Origin of the sequence: Bradyrhizobium ivorense (assembly GCF_900696085.1) — a bacterium.
GTDB lineage: Bacteria > Pseudomonadota > Alphaproteobacteria > Rhizobiales > Xanthobacteraceae > Bradyrhizobium > Bradyrhizobium ivorense.
In genome coordinates this window covers 1298012-1314534 of record NZ_CAADFC020000004.1, presented here as the reverse complement: position 1 = coordinate 1314534, position 16523 = coordinate 1298012, and the positions used below count along the sequence as shown (strand labels likewise).

The 16523-nt window shown below is 66.7% G+C and carries 15 protein-coding genes; 9 read left to right on the top strand and 6 right to left on the bottom strand.

Annotated features, from left to right (window positions below; genetic code table 11):
• Positions 1-151: 151 nt before the first annotated feature.
• Positions 152-853 carry a thiol:disulfide interchange protein TlpA gene (tlpA, locus tag CI41S_RS06890; RefSeq protein ID WP_139486770.1) on the bottom strand — a complete coding sequence of 234 codons (702 nt, stop codon included), beginning with the start codon at positions 851-853 and terminating at the stop codon, positions 152-154.
• 133 nt (positions 854-986) lie between these two features.
• Here tlpA and argH point away from each other — a divergent pair, with 133 nt between their 5' ends.
• The 4 genes from argH to CI41S_RS06870 all read left to right on the top strand — a co-directional run bounded on the left by argH (position 987) and on the right by CI41S_RS06870 (position 5085).
• The gene (gene argH, locus CI41S_RS06885; protein WP_139857969.1) at positions 987-2384 is read left to right on the top strand and encodes an argininosuccinate lyase; all 1398 of its coding nucleotides are present in this window, start codon (positions 987-989) and stop codon (positions 2382-2384) included.
• A 93-nt stretch (positions 2385-2477) separates the two neighbouring features.
• The gene (gene lptM, locus CI41S_RS06880; protein WP_139857967.1) at positions 2478-2741 is read left to right on the top strand and encodes an LPS translocon maturation chaperone LptM; all 264 of its coding nucleotides are present in this window, start codon (positions 2478-2480) and stop codon (positions 2739-2741) included.
• A 6-nt stretch (positions 2742-2747) separates the two neighbouring features.
• Entirely contained in the window at positions 2748-4013 is a 1266-nt protein-coding gene (gene lysA, locus CI41S_RS06875) for a diaminopimelate decarboxylase (RefSeq protein WP_139857965.1), read from the top strand.
• A 190-nt stretch (positions 4014-4203) separates the two neighbouring features.
• Positions 4204-5085: a dienelactone hydrolase family protein gene (locus CI41S_RS06870; protein WP_139857963.1), complete on the top strand. Its 882-nt coding sequence runs from the start codon at positions 4204-4206 to the stop codon at positions 5083-5085.
• 52 nt (positions 5086-5137) lie between these two features.
• Here the strand turns inward: CI41S_RS06870 and CI41S_RS06865 are convergent, their stop codons facing one another.
• The 3 genes from CI41S_RS06865 to CI41S_RS06855 form a co-directional block, all read right to left on the bottom strand.
• The gene (locus tag CI41S_RS06865; RefSeq protein WP_139857961.1) at positions 5138-6868 is read right to left on the bottom strand and encodes a tannase/feruloyl esterase family alpha/beta hydrolase; all 1731 of its coding nucleotides are present in this window, start codon (positions 6866-6868) and stop codon (positions 5138-5140) included.
• A gap of 265 nt (positions 6869-7133) precedes the next feature.
• Positions 7134-8045: an NAD(P)-dependent oxidoreductase gene (locus CI41S_RS06860; RefSeq protein WP_139857959.1), complete on the bottom strand. Its 912-nt coding sequence runs from the start codon at positions 8043-8045 to the stop codon at positions 7134-7136.
• A gap of 92 nt (positions 8046-8137) precedes the next feature.
• On the bottom strand, positions 8138-8521 hold the full coding sequence (locus CI41S_RS06855) for a carboxymuconolactone decarboxylase family protein (protein WP_139486763.1): 384 nt from the start codon (positions 8519-8521) through the stop codon (positions 8138-8140).
• A gap of 171 nt (positions 8522-8692) precedes the next feature.
• Between CI41S_RS06855 and CI41S_RS06850 the strand changes: the two genes are divergently transcribed.
• Positions 8693-11341 (top strand): TIGR02302 family protein, encoded by a 2649-nt coding sequence (locus tag CI41S_RS06850; protein ID WP_139857957.1) that lies wholly within the window; start codon positions 8693-8695, stop codon positions 11339-11341.
• Positions 11342-11628: 287 nt separating this feature from the next.
• On the opposite strand, the gene CI41S_RS06845 is transcribed toward CI41S_RS06850, so the two are convergent.
• Both CI41S_RS06845 and CI41S_RS06840 read right to left on the bottom strand, forming a co-directional pair.
• A complete protein-coding gene (locus CI41S_RS06845) occupies positions 11629-12006 on the bottom strand; it encodes a response regulator (RefSeq protein WP_139486761.1) in 378 nt (125 codons plus the stop codon).
• 36 nt (positions 12007-12042) lie between these two features.
• On the bottom strand, positions 12043-12921 hold the full coding sequence (locus CI41S_RS06840; protein ID WP_139857955.1) for an MJ0042-type zinc finger domain-containing protein: 879 nt from the start codon (positions 12919-12921) through the stop codon (positions 12043-12045).
• Positions 12922-13091: 170 nt separating this feature from the next.
• Between CI41S_RS06840 and ftsE the strand changes: the two genes are divergently transcribed.
• From ftsE to CI41S_RS06820, 4 genes are all read left to right on the top strand, one after another.
• Positions 13092-13751, top strand: a complete 660-nt coding sequence (gene ftsE, locus CI41S_RS06835) for a cell division ATP-binding protein FtsE (protein ID WP_139486759.1) — start codon at positions 13092-13094, stop codon at positions 13749-13751.
• Positions 13744-14715 carry a cell division protein FtsX gene (locus CI41S_RS06830; protein ID WP_139857953.1) on the top strand — a complete coding sequence of 324 codons (972 nt, stop codon included), beginning with the start codon at positions 13744-13746 and terminating at the stop codon, positions 14713-14715. Before ftsE ends, CI41S_RS06830 begins: the two co-directional genes overlap by 8 nt.
• Before the next feature lie 122 nt (positions 14716-14837).
• Positions 14838-15548, top strand: coding sequence for a YdcF family protein (locus tag CI41S_RS06825; RefSeq protein ID WP_139857950.1), 711 nt, complete (start codon positions 14838-14840; stop codon positions 15546-15548).
• A gap of 140 nt (positions 15549-15688) precedes the next feature.
• On the top strand, positions 15689-16456 hold the full coding sequence (locus tag CI41S_RS06820) for a lysophospholipid acyltransferase family protein (RefSeq protein ID WP_139486756.1): 768 nt from the start codon (positions 15689-15691) through the stop codon (positions 16454-16456).
• Positions 16457-16523 lie beyond the last annotated feature (67 nt).

The following is a 16523-nucleotide window of genomic DNA, read 5'->3' as shown; positions in this document are numbered from 1 at the left end:
TCCCGGAAGGCGTCCGTATATCCGCGTCATTGCGAGCGAAGCGAAGCAATCCATGCTTCAGCTTGTGCGGAGGGATGGATTGCTTCGCTTCGCTCGCAATGACGGGCGCGGGTAGCGCGGGGCCAATCCGGCCGCAGTCACGCCCGAAGTGTCAAAGCCCCGCCGCGGCGGGCTGCATCGCGGCCTTCACCAGCTTGATGGCGTCGTCGCTCGCCCATTCGGCGGGGCCGGCGATGTTGGCGATTTCGCAGCCCTTGGCGTCGACCAGCACCGAGGTCGGCATTCCGAGCGCCTTGCCTATGTTCTTAAGATCCTGAAACACCTTGGCTTTTGCGTCACTGAAATAGCCCAGATTATTCAGATTGGCCTCTTTCAGGAACGCCCTCGGCTTGTCGGGGTCGCGGGTGTCGATGTTGATGGCGACCACCTCGAAATCCTTGCCTCCGAGCTTGGTCTGCAGGCTGTCGAGCGCCGGCATCTCCTTGCGGCAGGGCACGCACCAGGTCGCCCACAGGTTCACCAATACGGTCTTGCCGCGGAAGTCCGAGAGCTTCTTCGGCTGGCCGTTGGCGTCCTCGAAGCTGAGGTCGGGCAGCCGGAGCGGGGTGCTCGCCATGGTCAGCGCCGCGACCTCGCCATGGGCCAGCGGCGCGATCTTTTTGGCCAGGTCCACGGCCCCGGTGCAGGCCAAATCGCCGGCCGGACGCTTGAAGCTCGAGACGGCGGCATAGCCGATCACGGTCCCAACCAGCACCGCGCCGATCACGAGCGGGATGCGCCACTTTGCAGCCGGCCTGGCAGCCGGCTCGGCGGTGGGCTCTGGCGGGGTCGTCTCGGGCATATCGTTTGTCATCCTGGGTCAGATATGGCTAAGCAGTGCTGGGACTACGATCGGAACCGCCCTGCTGTTTCGCCGCTCCGGCAGCAAAACCACATGGCTTCCTTTACAAACAAGGCCTGCAATACAAAGTCGTGAGCGAGAAGTCATGAGCAACAAGATGTGGGGCGGCCGGTTCTCGGAGCGTCCCGACGCGATCATGGAGGAAATCAACGTCTCCATCGACGTCGACCGTCACCTCTATGCCCAGGACATCTCAGCGTCCAAGGCCCACGCCGCAATGCTTGCCGCGCAAGGCATCATCACCGCAGCTGATGCGAAAAATATCGGCAAAGGTCTAGACACGATTTTGTCAGAAATCTCCAAGGGCGATTTCGACTTCAAACGTGCGCTCGAGGACATTCACATGAATGTCGAGTCGCGCCTGTCCGAGTTGATCGGGCCGGCCGCGGGCCGGCTGCACACCGCGCGCTCGCGCAACGACCAGGTCGCGACCGACTTCCGGCTCTATGTCCGCGACACCATCGACGAGACCGACGCCGCGTTGGCGGCGTTCCAGCAGGCGCTGGTTGACCGCGCGCTGGAGCATGCCGGCACGGTCATGCCGGGCTTCACCCATCTGCAGACCGCGCAGCCCGTCACTTTCGGCCACCATCTGCTGGCCTACGTCGAGATGGCCTCGCGCGACCGCGGCCGCTTTGCCGATGCGCGCAAGCGGCTGAATGAATCGCCGCTCGGCGCCGCGGCGCTGGCCGGCACCTCGTTCCCGATCGACCGCGCGGCGACCGCCAAGGCGCTCGGCTTCGACCGTGCGATGGCCAATTCGCTCGATGCGGTGTCGGACCGCGATTTCGTGCTGGAGACGCTGTCGGCGGCGGCGATCTGCGCCGTGCACATGTCGCGCTTTGCCGAGGAGATCGTGATCTGGACCTCGCCGCTGGTCGGCTTGGTCAAGCTCAGCGACAAGTTCACCACCGGCTCGTCGATCATGCCGCAGAAGCGCAACCCCGACGCCGCCGAGCTGGTGCGCGCCAAGACCGGCCGGGTGATCGGCGCGCTCAGCGCGCTGCTGATCGTGATGAAGGGGTTGCCGCTCGCCTATCAAAAGGACATGCAGGAGGACAAACAGGGCGCCATGGAGGCGTTCGCGGCACTGTCGCTGGCGATCCGCGCCATGACCGGCATGGTCGAGGATCTGGTGCCGGACGAAGCAAAGATGAAGGCCGCTGCCGGCGAGGGCTACGCCACCGCGACCGATCTCGCCGACTGGCTGGTGCGCACCCTGAAAATGCCGTTCCGCGACGCCCACCACGTCACCGGGCGCATCGTCGGCCTCGCCTCGGCGCAGGGCGTGGCGCTGCACGAACTGCCGCTGCGGGCCATGCAGGAGGTCGAGCCGAAGATTACCGCTGACGCGCTGAAGGTGCTCAGCGTCGAATCCTCGGTGAAAAGCCGGACCTCGTTCGGCGGCACGGCGCCCAAAAACGTGCTGGCGCAGGCCAAGGCCTGGGCCAAGCGGCTGGAAAAAGAGCGAAAATTAGGCTGAACGGGAAAATTTGGCCGCGATTTCGTGACCCGCCGCCTCTCGCCAGAGCAGATCAATGTTTGTATGGTGCCGCCGGAATTTGGGGATTTCGTCGTGACCAGCAAGAATCGCCTGACCCCGTCGGGATGGGCCATCATTGTGCTGAGCGCCTCCGCGCTCGCGCTCGGCGGCTGCGGCCGCAAGGGACCGCTCGACCTGCCGCCGACCGCGAACGTCGCGCCGGCGCCGGGCGATACCGAGACCGAAGGGTCGGCGCAGCCCAGCGTGTTCAACCCGACCTACGGATCGGAATCCGGGCCGGCGGCGTCGAAAGGCGCCAAGAAGCCCTTTATCCTCGATCCGCTGCTCGGTAATTAAACCCCTATGAACCACTTTGACTATCGCAACGGCGTGCTGCACGCCGAGGCGGTCAATCTCATTGAGCTCGCGGAAGCCGTCGGCACGCCGTTCTACTGCTATTCGACGGCGACGCTGGAGCGGCACTACCGCGTCTTCACCGAGGCGTTTGCCGGCGAGAAGGCGCTGGTCTGCTACGCCATGAAGGCGAACTCCAACCAGTCGGTGCTGCGTACGCTGGCCAGGCTCGGGGCCGGCGCCGACGTGGTCTCCGGCGGCGAGCTGAAGCGGGCGCTGGCCGCGGGCTTCCCGCGCGACAAGATCGTGTTCTCCGGCGTCGGCAAGACCGAGGCCGAGCTGCGTGCGGCGCTCGCCGCCGACATCCACTGCATCAATGTCGAATCCGAGCCCGAGCTCGAGCTGCTGTCACGCCTTGCGGCCGAGATGAACACCACCGCGCGCATCTCGCTGCGGGTCAATCCCGACGTCGATGCCGGTACCCATGCCAAGATCTCGACGGGCAAGTCGGAGAATAAGTTCGGTATTCCGCTGGCGCGCGCCCGCGAGGTCTATGCCCGCGCGGCGAAGCTGCCCGGCATCAAGGTGACCGGCGCCGACGTGCATATCGGCAGCCAGATCACCGATCTCGGCCCGCTGGAGGCCGCCTTCCGCCTGCTCGCCGACTTCGTGCAGACCTTGCGCGCCGACGGCCACGACATCTCGCACATCGATTTCGGCGGCGGCCTCGGCATTCCCTATTACATGGACCGCGCCGCGCCGCCGGCGCCTGACGCCTATGCCGCGATGGTCAGGCGCGTGACCCACAATCTCGGCTGCACGCTGATGTTCGAGCCGGGCCGCATGATCGTCGGCAATGCGGGAATCCTGGTTACCCGCGTGATTTATGTGAAGCCGGGCGATGCCAAGAATTTCGTCATCATCGACGCCGCGATGAACGATCTGATCCGGCCGACGCTGTACGAGGCGCATCACGACATCCTGCCGGTCCGCGCGCCGGGGCCCGGCACGCCAACGATGGTCGCCGACGTGGTCGGCCCGGTCTGCGAGACCGGCGACTACCTCGCGCTCGACCGCTCGCTGCCGCAGCCGAAGGCCGGCGACCTCTTGGCGATCATGACCGCCGGCGCCTACGGCGCGGTGCAGTCCGGCACCTACAACACCCGGCCGCTGGTGCCGGAGGTGCTCGTCAAGGACGATCAATACGCGGTGGTCCGCCCGCGCATCGACGTCGATGCCCTGATCGCGATGGACAAGCCCGCGCCCTGGTTGTGAGCGCGCTGACTGCGCCGCATTCTCGCTGTCGTCCCTGCGGAAAGCATGGACCCATAACCACCACCGGTCATTGCTGGGCAACGCTGGGGCCACAGCTCGCCTTAGCGACTCAATCCTGTGGTTATGGGTCCCGGGTCGCGCTTCGCTTGCCCGGGACGACAGCCTATATTTGACGACGAGTATCGTAGGATTGGTCAAGCGCAGCGATACCCATCGCCCCCTCCGCGCGCACCAGGGGAGGTTGCCATTGCCAAGGCCGGTGACTCTTCCGATCGCGATCGTGCTGATGCTTGGCTGCATCGCGCCTGCATGGGCCGCGACTCTTGAGCGCGTTGAATTCGACAGCGCCGCGCCGCGGCTGGATTCGCCCATTCTGGGCGACCCCATCCAGGGTGATCTCGCCCGGCCCGACGGCGCAGGTCCGTTTCCCGCCGTCATCGCATTGCACGGCTGTGCCGGGATGCACGACACGACCAAGCAGAGGCTCGCCGATGCGCTTGTCGCGTGGGGCTATGTCGTCCTGCTCGTCGACAGCTATGCGACGCGCGGCATCAAGCACGTCTGCACCTCGGGCGCGTTCGCGACCTTCGTCAAGCGCAGGCAGGACGCCTACGGGGCGCTCGATTTCCTGGCGCGCCAATCCTTCGTCGACCGGCACCGCGTGGCTGCGGTCGGTTTCTCGGCCGGCGCCTGGGTGACTCTCTCCGTGGCGGAGCCGAATTCGTTCGAGCAGTTCGTTCCGCCGGACAGCGATCTGCGATTCCGCGCAGCGGTCGCGTTCTATCCGCCATGCAGAGGAGCATCGACGCGCCCGGGGATACCCACGCTGATTTTCATCGGCGCTGCCGACGACTGGACGCCGGCGGCGGATTGTTCCGGCAAGGTCGCCGACTGGGGCAATGATGGGCCGCCGATCGAGCTGATCGTCTATCCCGGCGTCTATCATGGATTCTATTACGTGCACCTGCAGCCCGGCGCGAGGTTGTTCGACCACTGGCTGGAATACAGCGGCGCCGCCGCGGACGATGCGACAGACCGGCTGCACCGGTTTCTCGATCGCCATCTCAATTGAAGGCGTGCCGGCCGCTCTCCCGCAAGGGGGAGGCGGCCGAACGCGCGTCACATCACGGCCCGTATTTCGGCGCCGGCGTCTGGTTGAACTCGTCGTCGTGCACGACGCAGGTGAAGCTCGCCGCGTTATTGGCGTTGCCGCTGCCGTTGTATTTCGGCACCTTCGGGAAGACGCAGAGCGGCCGGGTCATCTGCACCGCGGGCGGCGTATCGGCGACGAACTTGGTCGCAAGGATCGTCTCCGGCGGCGTGCCGGTCTCGACCCAGGTCATCAGCGGCGTCAGCGCGTCGAACGTGTTGGGGCCGGGCCCGCCGGAGCAGTGGTACATCCCGGGCACCATGAACAGCCGCGCGTAGCTCTGTGTCTGCCGCAGCGCCGGATTGCCGCCACCGCCCGGGAAGAAGCCGGCCTGCTGCACCCCGCGGCCTTCGTTGCCGACCAGCGCATTGAAGTAATTGATGCTGCTCTGCGACGGGATCAGCGGGTCGGCCCAGCCGTGGTACATCAACAGCTTGCCGCCATGCCCGCGGAATTCGCTGAGATCGGTGCTGGTCGCGTTCAGCACGTCGGCCAGCACATCGTCGACCTTCTTGATGTCGTGATGGAAGTCGAAATTCGAAAAATTCACCGGGCTCGACGGGTAGCCGAAGCTCGGGCCGAACACCCAGTAGAACAGGCCGTCGAACGCCGGTTCAGGCAGCCGCTCCTGGAACGCGAGGCCGAGCGCGAGCAGATCGTCAGTCTCGTTGCCGCGCTGCGAGCCCGGATTGATCAGCTGTCCGTTCACCGGGTCGACTGTGCCGCCGTAGTATTTCTGCATCGTCGTGACCTGGTCGGAGGTCAGGCATGCGGGCGGCACCTTGCCGCCGGTGCACAAAAGGACCTTTGGATCGAAGCGGCAGTCGCGCGGGTCGTTCAGGAACTGGTCGCTCGGGGCGCCGCCGTCGCGGCCGACGCATTGCTTGAGCACGGCCTGGTTGACCAGCGTCATCTGGCCGGCCTGGATGAAGCGGCCGGGGCTCGCATGCGCGTTCTGCCAGCTAAAAAGCCCTGCCATGTGCAGATGGGTGCGGTTGAACGCGGGCGCGCCGGCCAGGATGCCGTCATAGTCGTTGGGGAAGCGCTGCGCCTCCATCAGGGCGTTCTGGCCGCCGGTGGAGCAGCCGGCGAAATAGGCCCCCTGCGCGCGCTGGCCGTAGAAGGCGTTGACGATCTCCTTGCCGCGCTCGGTCATCAGATGAATCGCGCGATAGCCGAAATCCTTGATCCGCTCGGGATGGCCGAACAGGCCGGTCGACGGCGCCGCCGGATCGCCGAACTGGATGGCCAGCGGATTGCCCATGTTGCCGTTCGAGCCGCAGAACAGCGGATTGCAGCCCGAGGAGCCGGTGCCGAGATCGCTGTTGGTCGCCGCAAATCCGCCCTTGAGGCCGTTGGCGAGCGAGGCGTAGCTGATCACGCCCTGGAACCCGCCGCCGCCGGTGCCGAGGAACCTGCCGTTCCACCCGCTCTTGGGCAGCCAGACCTCGATCTTGATGCTGGAATCCGAGGTCGGGATCAGGGTCGCGACGATCCGGCAGAACGGCGGCAGGCCGGTGATCGGCGGATTGCCCGGCGCGACGAAGGTGCCGGAATCATTGTCGGTCGCCGAATTGATGACGGTGTGCTGCAGCTGCAAGGATTGCAGATTGGTGCACGGCGTTGCCATGGCTTGTGTGCTGGTGATTGCGAGACCGGCAAACAGGGCCACGGTCGCGCCGACGAAAGGTCGATGGCACCTCATTCAGTCCTCCCCGATTTTTGTAGTTGTAGGGAAGGAAGGATAACCGACCGAGATGACAACTCAAGGGTGAATGCACACAACGAGCGCATCGCGCTGCAACGCGCGGAATGGTTGTGTTCGATTGTAGCTTTGCAGGATGGAGCGTAGCGATATCCACGCTACGCGCTGTGATCTCGTAGCCCGGATGGAGCGTAGCGAAATCCGGGACGGTCTTGCCAAGTAGAGCGAACCCGGATTGCGCTGCGCTGCATCCGGGCTACCCGCTTCATTTTGCGGCGTGCGCGCCGCCTTTGCCGCCACCGACGATCACGCCGGCCGCCTTCTCGATCGGCTTGATCGCCGCCGTGAAGTCCGACTCCGGTCCCTGGTCGCGGATGATGACCTCCCACAGCCGGCCGACCGCCTCGGCGACTTCCATCGACAACCCGAGCGAGCGCATCTCCTCGACCGCGAGCCGCACGTCCTTCACCATCAGGCCGGTGGCGAAGCCGAAGTCGAAGCTGCGCGGCAGCACCGAACGCGGAAACTTGTCGCGGCTTGCGGTGTTCAGCCCGGAGCCGGCATTGATGACGTCGATCATCACGGCCGGATCGAGCCCGGACTTCACGCCCATCACCACCGCTTCCGAGGTTGCGACCATGGCGGTTGCGGACAGGAAATTGTTGGCGAGCTTCATGGTCTGGCCGGAGCCCGGCTTGGTGCCGATGAAGAACACCTTGCCGATCACATCGAGCGCGCCCTTGACCAGCTCGAAGTCGGGCTTCGGTCCCGACACCATCACCGCCAGCGTACCCTTCTCGGCGCCGGAGACGCCGCCGGAGACCGGGCTGTCGATCTGCACGATGTTCTTCTGCGCCAGGAGGTCGTGGATCTTCACCGCCATCTGCGAGCCGACCGTCGAGAGGTCGATGAAGCGCTTCACCCGCGCGCCCTCGATCACGCCGCCCTTGCCGGTTGCGACCTCGAGCGAGGCCTGCAGCGAGGGCAGGCTCGCCATCACGGTCTCGACCCGGTCGGCGATATCCTTCGGCGACGTTGCAGGCGCGGCGCCGCGCGCCACCAGCTGGTCGACGGCGTCCTTGCGGGTGTCGAACACGGTGAGCGTGTGCCCGGCCTCGATCAGCCGGCGCGCCATCGGAAAGCCCATCTTCCCGAGGCCGATGAATCCGATTTCCATGGTGTTTCCTTTTTTCTTTCTTCGTTGTTGCGCGAAGGCCGCTGCCGCAAGCTCGATGTCGTCCCGGCCTTCACCGGGACGACGAGGAGGCCTCACGCCTTGCCGTCGAGCTCGGCGAAGACCTCGCGCGCGATGCGGAAGCTGTCGACGCCGCAGGGGATGCCGGCGTAGATCGACGCCTGCATGAAGATCTCGCGGATCTCGTCGCGGCTGACGCCGTTGGTCAGCGCGCCCTTGATGTGCGCCCGCAATTCGTGCGGCCGGTTGAGGATCGCGATCATCGCGAGGTTGAGCATGCTGCGGGTCTTGCGCGGCAGCTCCTCGCGACCCCATACCGCACCCCAGCAATATTCGGTGACCAGTTCCTGAAACGGCTTGTTGAAGCTGTCGGAGTTCTTCAGCGCGTTGTTGACATAGGCCTCGCCGAGCACCGCCTTGCGGATTTCCAGCCCCTTGTCGTGCGTCTTTTGGTCCATGATGTTCCCTCATGCGTTGATGCGACGGTTCGGGCCGGGACGTTACGGGGTCGCACCGCCGCAGTCACGCCTTCGTGTTATGCGTATTTCCCGGTGTGGGTTACGCCCTGGAACAGGTGCCTCATTGGCGCCGCTGTGCTAGGCTCCCTTGCCGGTAACCCGGAGATTTGATTGAGCGGTGCCAACATCGACCCGTCAGACCCCTCACGCGCCAGCGACGCGATCGCGCGCCTGAAACTGACGCAGGCTCTTGAACGGGCAAAATTAGCGATTGCGTGGGAACGGGTCTGGCCGCATCTGGCGCGGTTCCTCACGGTCGCCGGTCTATTTCTGGTCGCGTCATGGGCCGGGCTGTGGCTCGTGCTGCCGTTTGTCGCACGCGTGGCCGGCACCGCGCTGTTCGCGATTGCCGCGCTGGCCATGCTGGTGCCGATGCTGCGCTTCCGCTGGCCGAGCCGTGAAGAGGGTTTGAGCCGGCTCGACCGCGGCGCCGGCGTCCGTCACCGCCCGGCGACCACACTGTCCGACACGCTGACGACGCAGGATCCGTTTGCGGTCGCGCTGTGGCAGGCGCAGCGCGAGCGCACGCTGGCCTCGATCAGGCGCATCCGCGCCGGGCTGCCGAAGCCGAAGCTCTCGCTGCATGATCCCTGGGCGCTGCGCGCGCTGGTCATCGTGATGCTGGTCGCAACCTATGTCGCGGCCGGCGACGAGCGCGGCCTGCGCATCGCCTCCGCGTTCGACTGGAACGGCATCATGACGCCGACCAACATCCGGGTCGACGCCTGGGTGACGCCGCCGAACTACACCGGCAAGCCGCCGATCATCCTGTCCAACGCCAACAAGGATGCTGCCGCGGCCGACAGCGGCCCGCTCGCGGTTCCGGCCGGCTCTACGCTCCTGGTGCGCTCCAGCGGCGGCACCATCGACGTCGTGGTCGGCGGCGGCGTCACCGAGATCGCGCCGGGCGAACAGGCGCCGAAGGGCACCAACGAGCGCCATTTCAAGATCGCGGCCGATGGCACCGCGCATGTCCGCGCCCCGACCGGCCAGCCGCTGTGGAGGTTCACCGCGACCCCCGACCGTCCGCCGTCGATCGCGCTGGCCAAGGATCCGGAGCGGCAGTCCCGCGGCTCGCTGCAGCTGTCCTACAAGCTCGAGGACGATTACGGCGTCACCGAAGCCCGCGCCCAGTTCGCGGCGCGTCCGGGCGATGCCAAGAACGATACCAAGAACGATGCGAAGAACGACGCCAAGAACGACAGCAAGACTGCTGGCAAGGACGATGCCGGCAAGGCGGCGGCGCCGCGTCCGCTGTTCGAGGCGCCGCAGTTCGCGCTGGTGCTGCCCAATGCGCGCACCCGCAACGGCGTCGGCCAGATGGTCAAGGACCTCAGCGAGGATCCCTATGCCGGCGCCGACGTGACGCTGACCCTGACGGCGAAGGATGAGGCGGGCAACGAGGCCAAGAGCGAGCCGTTCAACATGCGCCTGCCCGAGCGCTTGTTCACCAAGCCCTTGCCGAGGGCGCTGATCGAGCAGCGTCGCATCCTGGCGCTCGATGCCAACCAGAACGGCCAGGTGTTCGCCGCGCTCGAGGCGCTGATGATCGCGCCGGAAATGTTCACGCCGGAAGCCGGTCACTATCTCGGCCTCTACAGCGTCAGCCACCAGCTCGAGGCGGCGCGCACCGACGACCAGCTGCGCGAGGTCGTCGCCAGCCTGTGGGCGCTCGCGGTCTCGATCGAGGACGGCAATATCAGCGACGTCGACAAGGCGCTGCGCGCGGCGCAGGACGCGCTGAAACAGGCGCTGGAGCGCGGCGCGACCGACGAGGAAATCAAGAAGCTCACCGACAACCTGCGCGCGGCGCTGGACAATTTCCTGCGCCAGCTGGTCGAGCAGAACCGCAACAATCCGCAGCAGCTCGCCCGGCCGCTCGATCCCAATGCCAAGGTGCTGAGCCAGCAGGATCTGAAGAACATGCTCGATCGCCTGGAGCGGCTGTCGCGCTCCGGCGACAAGGAGGCCGCCAGGCAACTGCTCGAGCAGCTGCAGCAGATGCTGGAGAACCTGCAGATGGCGCAGCCCGGGCAGGGCGACGACGGCATGGAGCAGGCGCTCAACGAGCTCAACGACATGATCCGCAAGCAGCAGCAGTTGCGCGACAAGACCTTCAAGCAGGGCCAGGATTCGCGGCGCGACCGCATGCGCGGCAAGCAGGGCGACCAGTCGATGGGCGACCTGCAGCAGGACCAGCAGGCGTTGCGGGACCGCCTCAAGAAGCTGCAGGAAGAGCTCGCCAAGCGCGGCATGGGCCCGGAGCAGCGCGGCCAGAAGGGGCAGAAGGGCCAGCGCGGCGACCAGCAGCAGGGCCAGCAAGGCGATCCGGGTGATCAGGGCGACCAGGGTGACGACGGCGACGGGCTCGATCAGGCCGATTCCGCGATGGGCGACGCCTCGGGGCGGCTCGGCGAGGGCAATGCCGACGGCGCGGTGGATTCGCAGGGCCGCGCGCTGGACGCACTGCGCAAGGGCGCGAAGGACGTCGCCGACGCGATGCAGCCGGGCGAAGGCGACCAGCCTGGCGATCAGCCCGGCAATCCCAACGGCCGCCGCCAAGGCGCCGGCAATTCGACCGACCCGCTGGGCCGGCCGCTGCATGGCCGCGAGCTCGACGACCACACCGTGAAGATCCCGGGCGAGATCGACGTGCAGCGCGTGCGCCGCATTCTCGAAGAGCTGCGCCGCCGCCTCGCCGACCCCGCGCGCCCGCAGCTCGAGCTCGACTACATCGAGCGGCTGCTGAAGGATTATTGAGCGCAGCCGCCGCTCTCTGCTGTCATCGCCCGGCTTGACCGGGCGATCCAGTATTCCAGAGACGTCAGTGATTGAGTCGAGAGGCCGCGGCGTACTGCCTTCGCGGGGCATGCCACGCGCACCCAACCATCACCGTCATCCTGAGGAGCGCGCACTTGCGCGCGTCTCGAAGGATCGACGGCCACCAGCTGGGCCGTGCATCCTTCGAGGCTCGCCCAGCAGCGCAATTGCGCTGCAAGAGCTCGCACCTCAGGATGACGGGGAACTTCAGGGTGACGGGTTTTGGACTAAGCGCTCTTCCTCGCCGCCAGCGCGTCGGCCACGGCGGTGCGGATGTCGGCCACCGAGAACGGCTTCGTCACCACATCATGCACGATCGCCTCGAGGCCGGAGGCACGCTCGCGCTGATGGGCGAAGCCGGTCATCAACAGGATCTTCAGCGCGGGGAAGTCGCGTGCCGCGGTCAGCGCCAGCGCGATGCCGTCCATGACCGGCATCTGGATGTCGGTCAGCAGCAGGTCGAACGCGCCCTCGTCGCGGGTCAGCACCTCCAGCGCCTCGGCGCCGTCCTGCGCGGTCACAGTCTCGTGGCCGTCCATGGCGATGGCGCGCGCCACCAGCGAGCGCATGGAGTCTTCGTCGTCGGCAATCAGGACACGCGTCATGGCGATTGATCAGTTCCCGAAATGTCAGGCCCGCCCTCAGACGTGGCCGCCGGTGAGGTCGCGCTTGTTGAAGAAGCGTATGTCGATATTGCGGCCTTCGGGCGGCGGCGAGGCGAGGCGCGACTTGAAGAAGGCACGTTCGCCGGGGTTGAGCACCGACTGCTCCAGCACCGCGTTCCAGGCGTAGATTTCGGCGCCCTGGGCGTCGCGGACCGCGAAGCGCAGCCGCGGCAGTTCGACCGGCTTGCGGGTCTGGCCGACGATCACGCCCTCGATCACCAGCACCGGCTTGCCGTCGACGGTCTCGTTGGTGATCTTGAGGTCCTTGAACGCCAGCCCACGCAAATTCACGTCGAACCCGACCATCTTGTAGAACAGTGCGGTCTGCGGCAGCAGCCGCACCACGTCGCCGCGCCAGACCAAGAGCGCGATGATCAACGCGCCCATCGCGGCGCAGGCGGTCGGCAGCGTACCGACCACGGGCATGAAGGGGATCCGGGGCAGCGAGGGCAGGCGGAACAGCCGGGGCAGGGCGAAGCGGCGCTTGCTGCCGGCCGTCGCGGCATCGGCATGGGCGGCGGCATCCGCCTCGGCCACCGCCGGCCAGTCGGCCGCGTCCTTGCCCTCGGCCGGCCAGTCGGCCGAGATCGAGGGGCTATCGACCACGGGGGTCTCGGCGGCATCCTCATGCCGGCCCATCGCCTCCCATTCGGCGGCAAGGTCCGAGCTGCCGGACTGCTGGGCGGTCGCCAAGGAAGGCACCATGGCCGGCACCGCCGCCTCCTCGACCACGTCCCCGGGCCGGGCCAGCCAGGTCTCCTTGCAGCGGGAACAACGGACGGTACGCCCGGCCTCGCCCAGGGTCGACGCCTTGATGGCGTAGGATGTTGTACAATACGGGCAAACGATAGGCATGGAGCCGAATCTCCACCGTGACTTTGCCCGGATGCTACTTAGCGACCGTTAACGAATCGGAAACCATAACCGAAGCACAACCCTTCTGTGCGGTTCGCGGCCGGTCGGCCGGCCCGGGGGCCGCTTGTGTGAGGTGTTGGGCTCTCGGCCCTCTCGGACGGAGCTAGCGCTTGGTTCGGTTCGAACATGTCGGTCTTCGCTACGGGCTCGGCCCGGAGATTCTGCGCGACCTCTCTTTCACGGTGCCGGCGCACTCGTTCCAGTTCCTCACCGGACCGTCGGGCGCGGGCAAGACCTCGCTGCTGCGGCTGTTGTTCCTGTCGCTGCGGCCAACCCGCGGGCTGGTCAACCTGTTCGGCCATGACGTCTCGCTGCTGAGCAAGGACCAGGTCGCCGACCTGCGCAAGCGCATCGGCATCGTGCTGCAGGATTTCCGCCTGCTCGACCACATGACGACCTACGAGAACGTCGCGCTGCCGTTCCGTGTGATGGGCCGCGACGAATCCAGCTATCGCCGCGAGGTGATCGACCTGTTGAAATGGGTCGGGCTCGGCGAGCGCATGGACGCGCTGCCGCCGATCCTCTCCGGCGGCGAGAAGCAGCGCGCGGCGATCGCGCGCGCGGTGATCTCGCGGCCGCAACTGCTGCTCGCCGACGAGCCGACCGGCAGCGTCGATCCGACGCTCGGGCGGCGGCTGCTGCGGCTGTTCATCGAGCTCAACAAGTCGGGCACCGCGGTGATCATCGCGACCCACGACATCACGCTGATGGATCAATACGAGGCGCGGCGGCTGGTGCTGCACCAGGGACGGCTGCACATCTATGAGTAAGGATGGCGACGAGAAGGTGCCGCTGGTCGATCTCGGGCGCGAACGCCCGCAGGTCCCGGCCACCGCGCGCAACATGTCGCCGATCGTGCCGCGCGCCTCGATCTCCGGCCGCGCGCTGGTCGCGGTGGTCGCGATCATGACCTTCCTCGCCTCGCTGACCACAGGCACCGTGCTGCTGGTCAGCGCGTCGGCCGCGGAGTGGCAGTCGGAGGTCGCAAGCGAGATTACCATCCAGGTGCGGCCTTCACCGGGCCGCGATCTCGACCGCGATGCGCAGGCCGTGGTGGAGGCGATGCGGGCGCAGCCCGGCATTTTGGAGGTTCGCCCGTTCAGCAAGGAGGAATCCTCAAAGCTGCTGGAGCCGTGGCTCGGCAGCGGGCTCTCGATCGACGATCTGCCGGTGCCGCGCGTCATTGTGGCGCGGGTGCAGCCGGGCACCACGCTCGACCTCGCCGCGTTGCGCGCGCGGGTGACGCAGGCGGCGCCGAGCGCGAGCGTCGACGATCACCGCGCCTGGATCGAGCGGATGCGCTCGATGACCGGCGCCACGGTGTTTGCCGGCGTCGGCATCCTGATCCTCGTGATCATCGCCACCATCATCTCGGTGTCGTTCGCCACCCGCGGCGCGATGGCGGCCAACCGGCCGATCGTCGAGGTGCTGCATTTCGTCGGTGCCGGCGACAGCTACATCGCCAACCGCTTTCTGCGGCACTTCCTTCGGCTCGGGCTGGAAGGCGGGCTGATCGGCGGCGGCGCGGCGATGCTGGCGTTCGGCTTTTCTGAATCGATCGCCAACTGGTTCTCCGGCACCCCGGTGGGCGACCAGTTTGCGGCGCTGCTCGGCACATTTTCGCTGCGGCCGTCCGGCTATCTGGTGCTGGCGCTGCAGGCGGTCCTGATCGGCGCGATCACTGCATGGGCGTCACGGCGCACCTTGTTCGCGACGCTCGACGACATCGACTGACCGCGGCGTCGGAGCGTGATCCGGCGCGCGGCGGCGCCGCCCTTGCCGCGGCAAAACCGGGTTTCCACTTTGATGGTTCATGCATTAGAATCCCTGAGGGGGAAGGACGACTACCGCATCACATGAGTTTGGAGACCGACGATACGTTGCCGAACGGCCGTGCCGCGCGCCCGCGGGGCTGGCTGCGTGCCGTCATCGTCGTGCCGCTGGCGCTGGCCTTTGTCGCGGCCGGCATCGGCTTCGTCGGCTTCCTCTCACAGCTGCGCGGCGTGGAGACCGATCCGCCGCAGACCGCCGACGGCATCGTGGTGCTGACCGGCGGCTCGTCGCGGGTCTCGGACGCGATGGAGCTGCTCGCCGCCGGCTACGGCAAGCGGCTGTTGATCTCGGGCGTGCATCCGACCAATGCCGCCAGCGACATCTCCCGTTCGCTGCCGGACCGCCAGCGGCTGATGAGCTGCTGCGTCGATCTCGACCGCTCCGCGGTGAACACCCGCAGCAATGCGGCGGAGACGCGGCGCTGGGCGCGCGAGCGCGGCTTCAAGTCGCTGATCGTGGTGACCTCCAACTACCACATGCCGCGCGCGATCGTGGAACTGTCGCATGCGATGCCCGACGTCACCCTGATCCCGTTCGCCGTGATCGGCGAGAAATGGCGCGACGAACCGTGGTGGACGAGTGGCGCGACCTTCCGTCTCTTGCTATCGGAGTACGCCAAATACGTCGCCGCCGAGGTGCGGGTGCGGCTGGCCGATATCGGGCTCGACCTGGCCTCCGATTTCGGCGAGCCGGCGGCAGTGCCGCGCCGCCCCGCCACCGCGCAGGCGAATTGATAATGTCCGGCACCGTCTTTCCGGGATGGTGCGCAAGCACCAGACCTCAGATACACAATTGTTGTATCGGGGAATCTCGAGATTCCGGGTTCGATGCTTCGCATCGCCCCGGAATGACGGTGTAGAGGGATTGTGTTGAGATGACTTCGATCTTCCTGCGCTCACTCATCTTCAACGTGCTGTTCTATGTCGTGCTGGTGCTGCTCTGCATCGTCGCGATCCCGACGCTGCTGCTGCCGCGGGGCGCCCTGATGGCGCTGCAGGCGGCGTGGGCCGACATCAGCCTGTTCCTGATGCGCGTGATCTGCAACATCAGGATCGAATTCCGCGGCGTCGAGAAAATCCCACAAGGGCCGCTGATCATTGCCTCTAAGCACCAGTCGTTCTGGGAGACCTTTGCGCTGGTGCGCTTCTTCGACCACCCGCTGTTCATCCTCAAGCGCGAGCTGATGATGATCCCGGTGTTCGGCTGGTTGCTGAAGAAGGCCGGCATGATCTCGGTCGAGCGTGGCGGCGGGCCGCGCTCGCTGATCAAGACGCTGAAGCAGGCGGCGGCCGAGGTGCAGCGCGGTCGCCAGCTCGTGATCTTCCCGGAAGGTACCCGCACCGCGCCGGGCGCGCCGCCCGCCTACAAGGCCGGCGTCGCTCAGATCTATGCCGAGAGTGCCGTGCCGTGCCTGCCGGTCGCGCTCAATTCAGGCCTGTTCTGGCCACGCCGCACCTTCATGCGCTATCCCGGCACCTTGGTGGTCGAATTCCTCGATCCGCTGCCGCCGGGCCTGCCGCGCGACGAATTCATGACCCGCGTCCGCGACCAGATCGAGACGGCGACGAGCCGCATCGTCGCGGCCGCCCGCGCCGAGCAGGAGCAGTTGTTCGGCGGCGTGCCGAGCCCGGCGAAGGGCTAGAACACGGTCTCGGCAGCGACCGTCCGGGGCTAACCCGGAGCGGACATCATGCTGCGTAGCGCAGGCG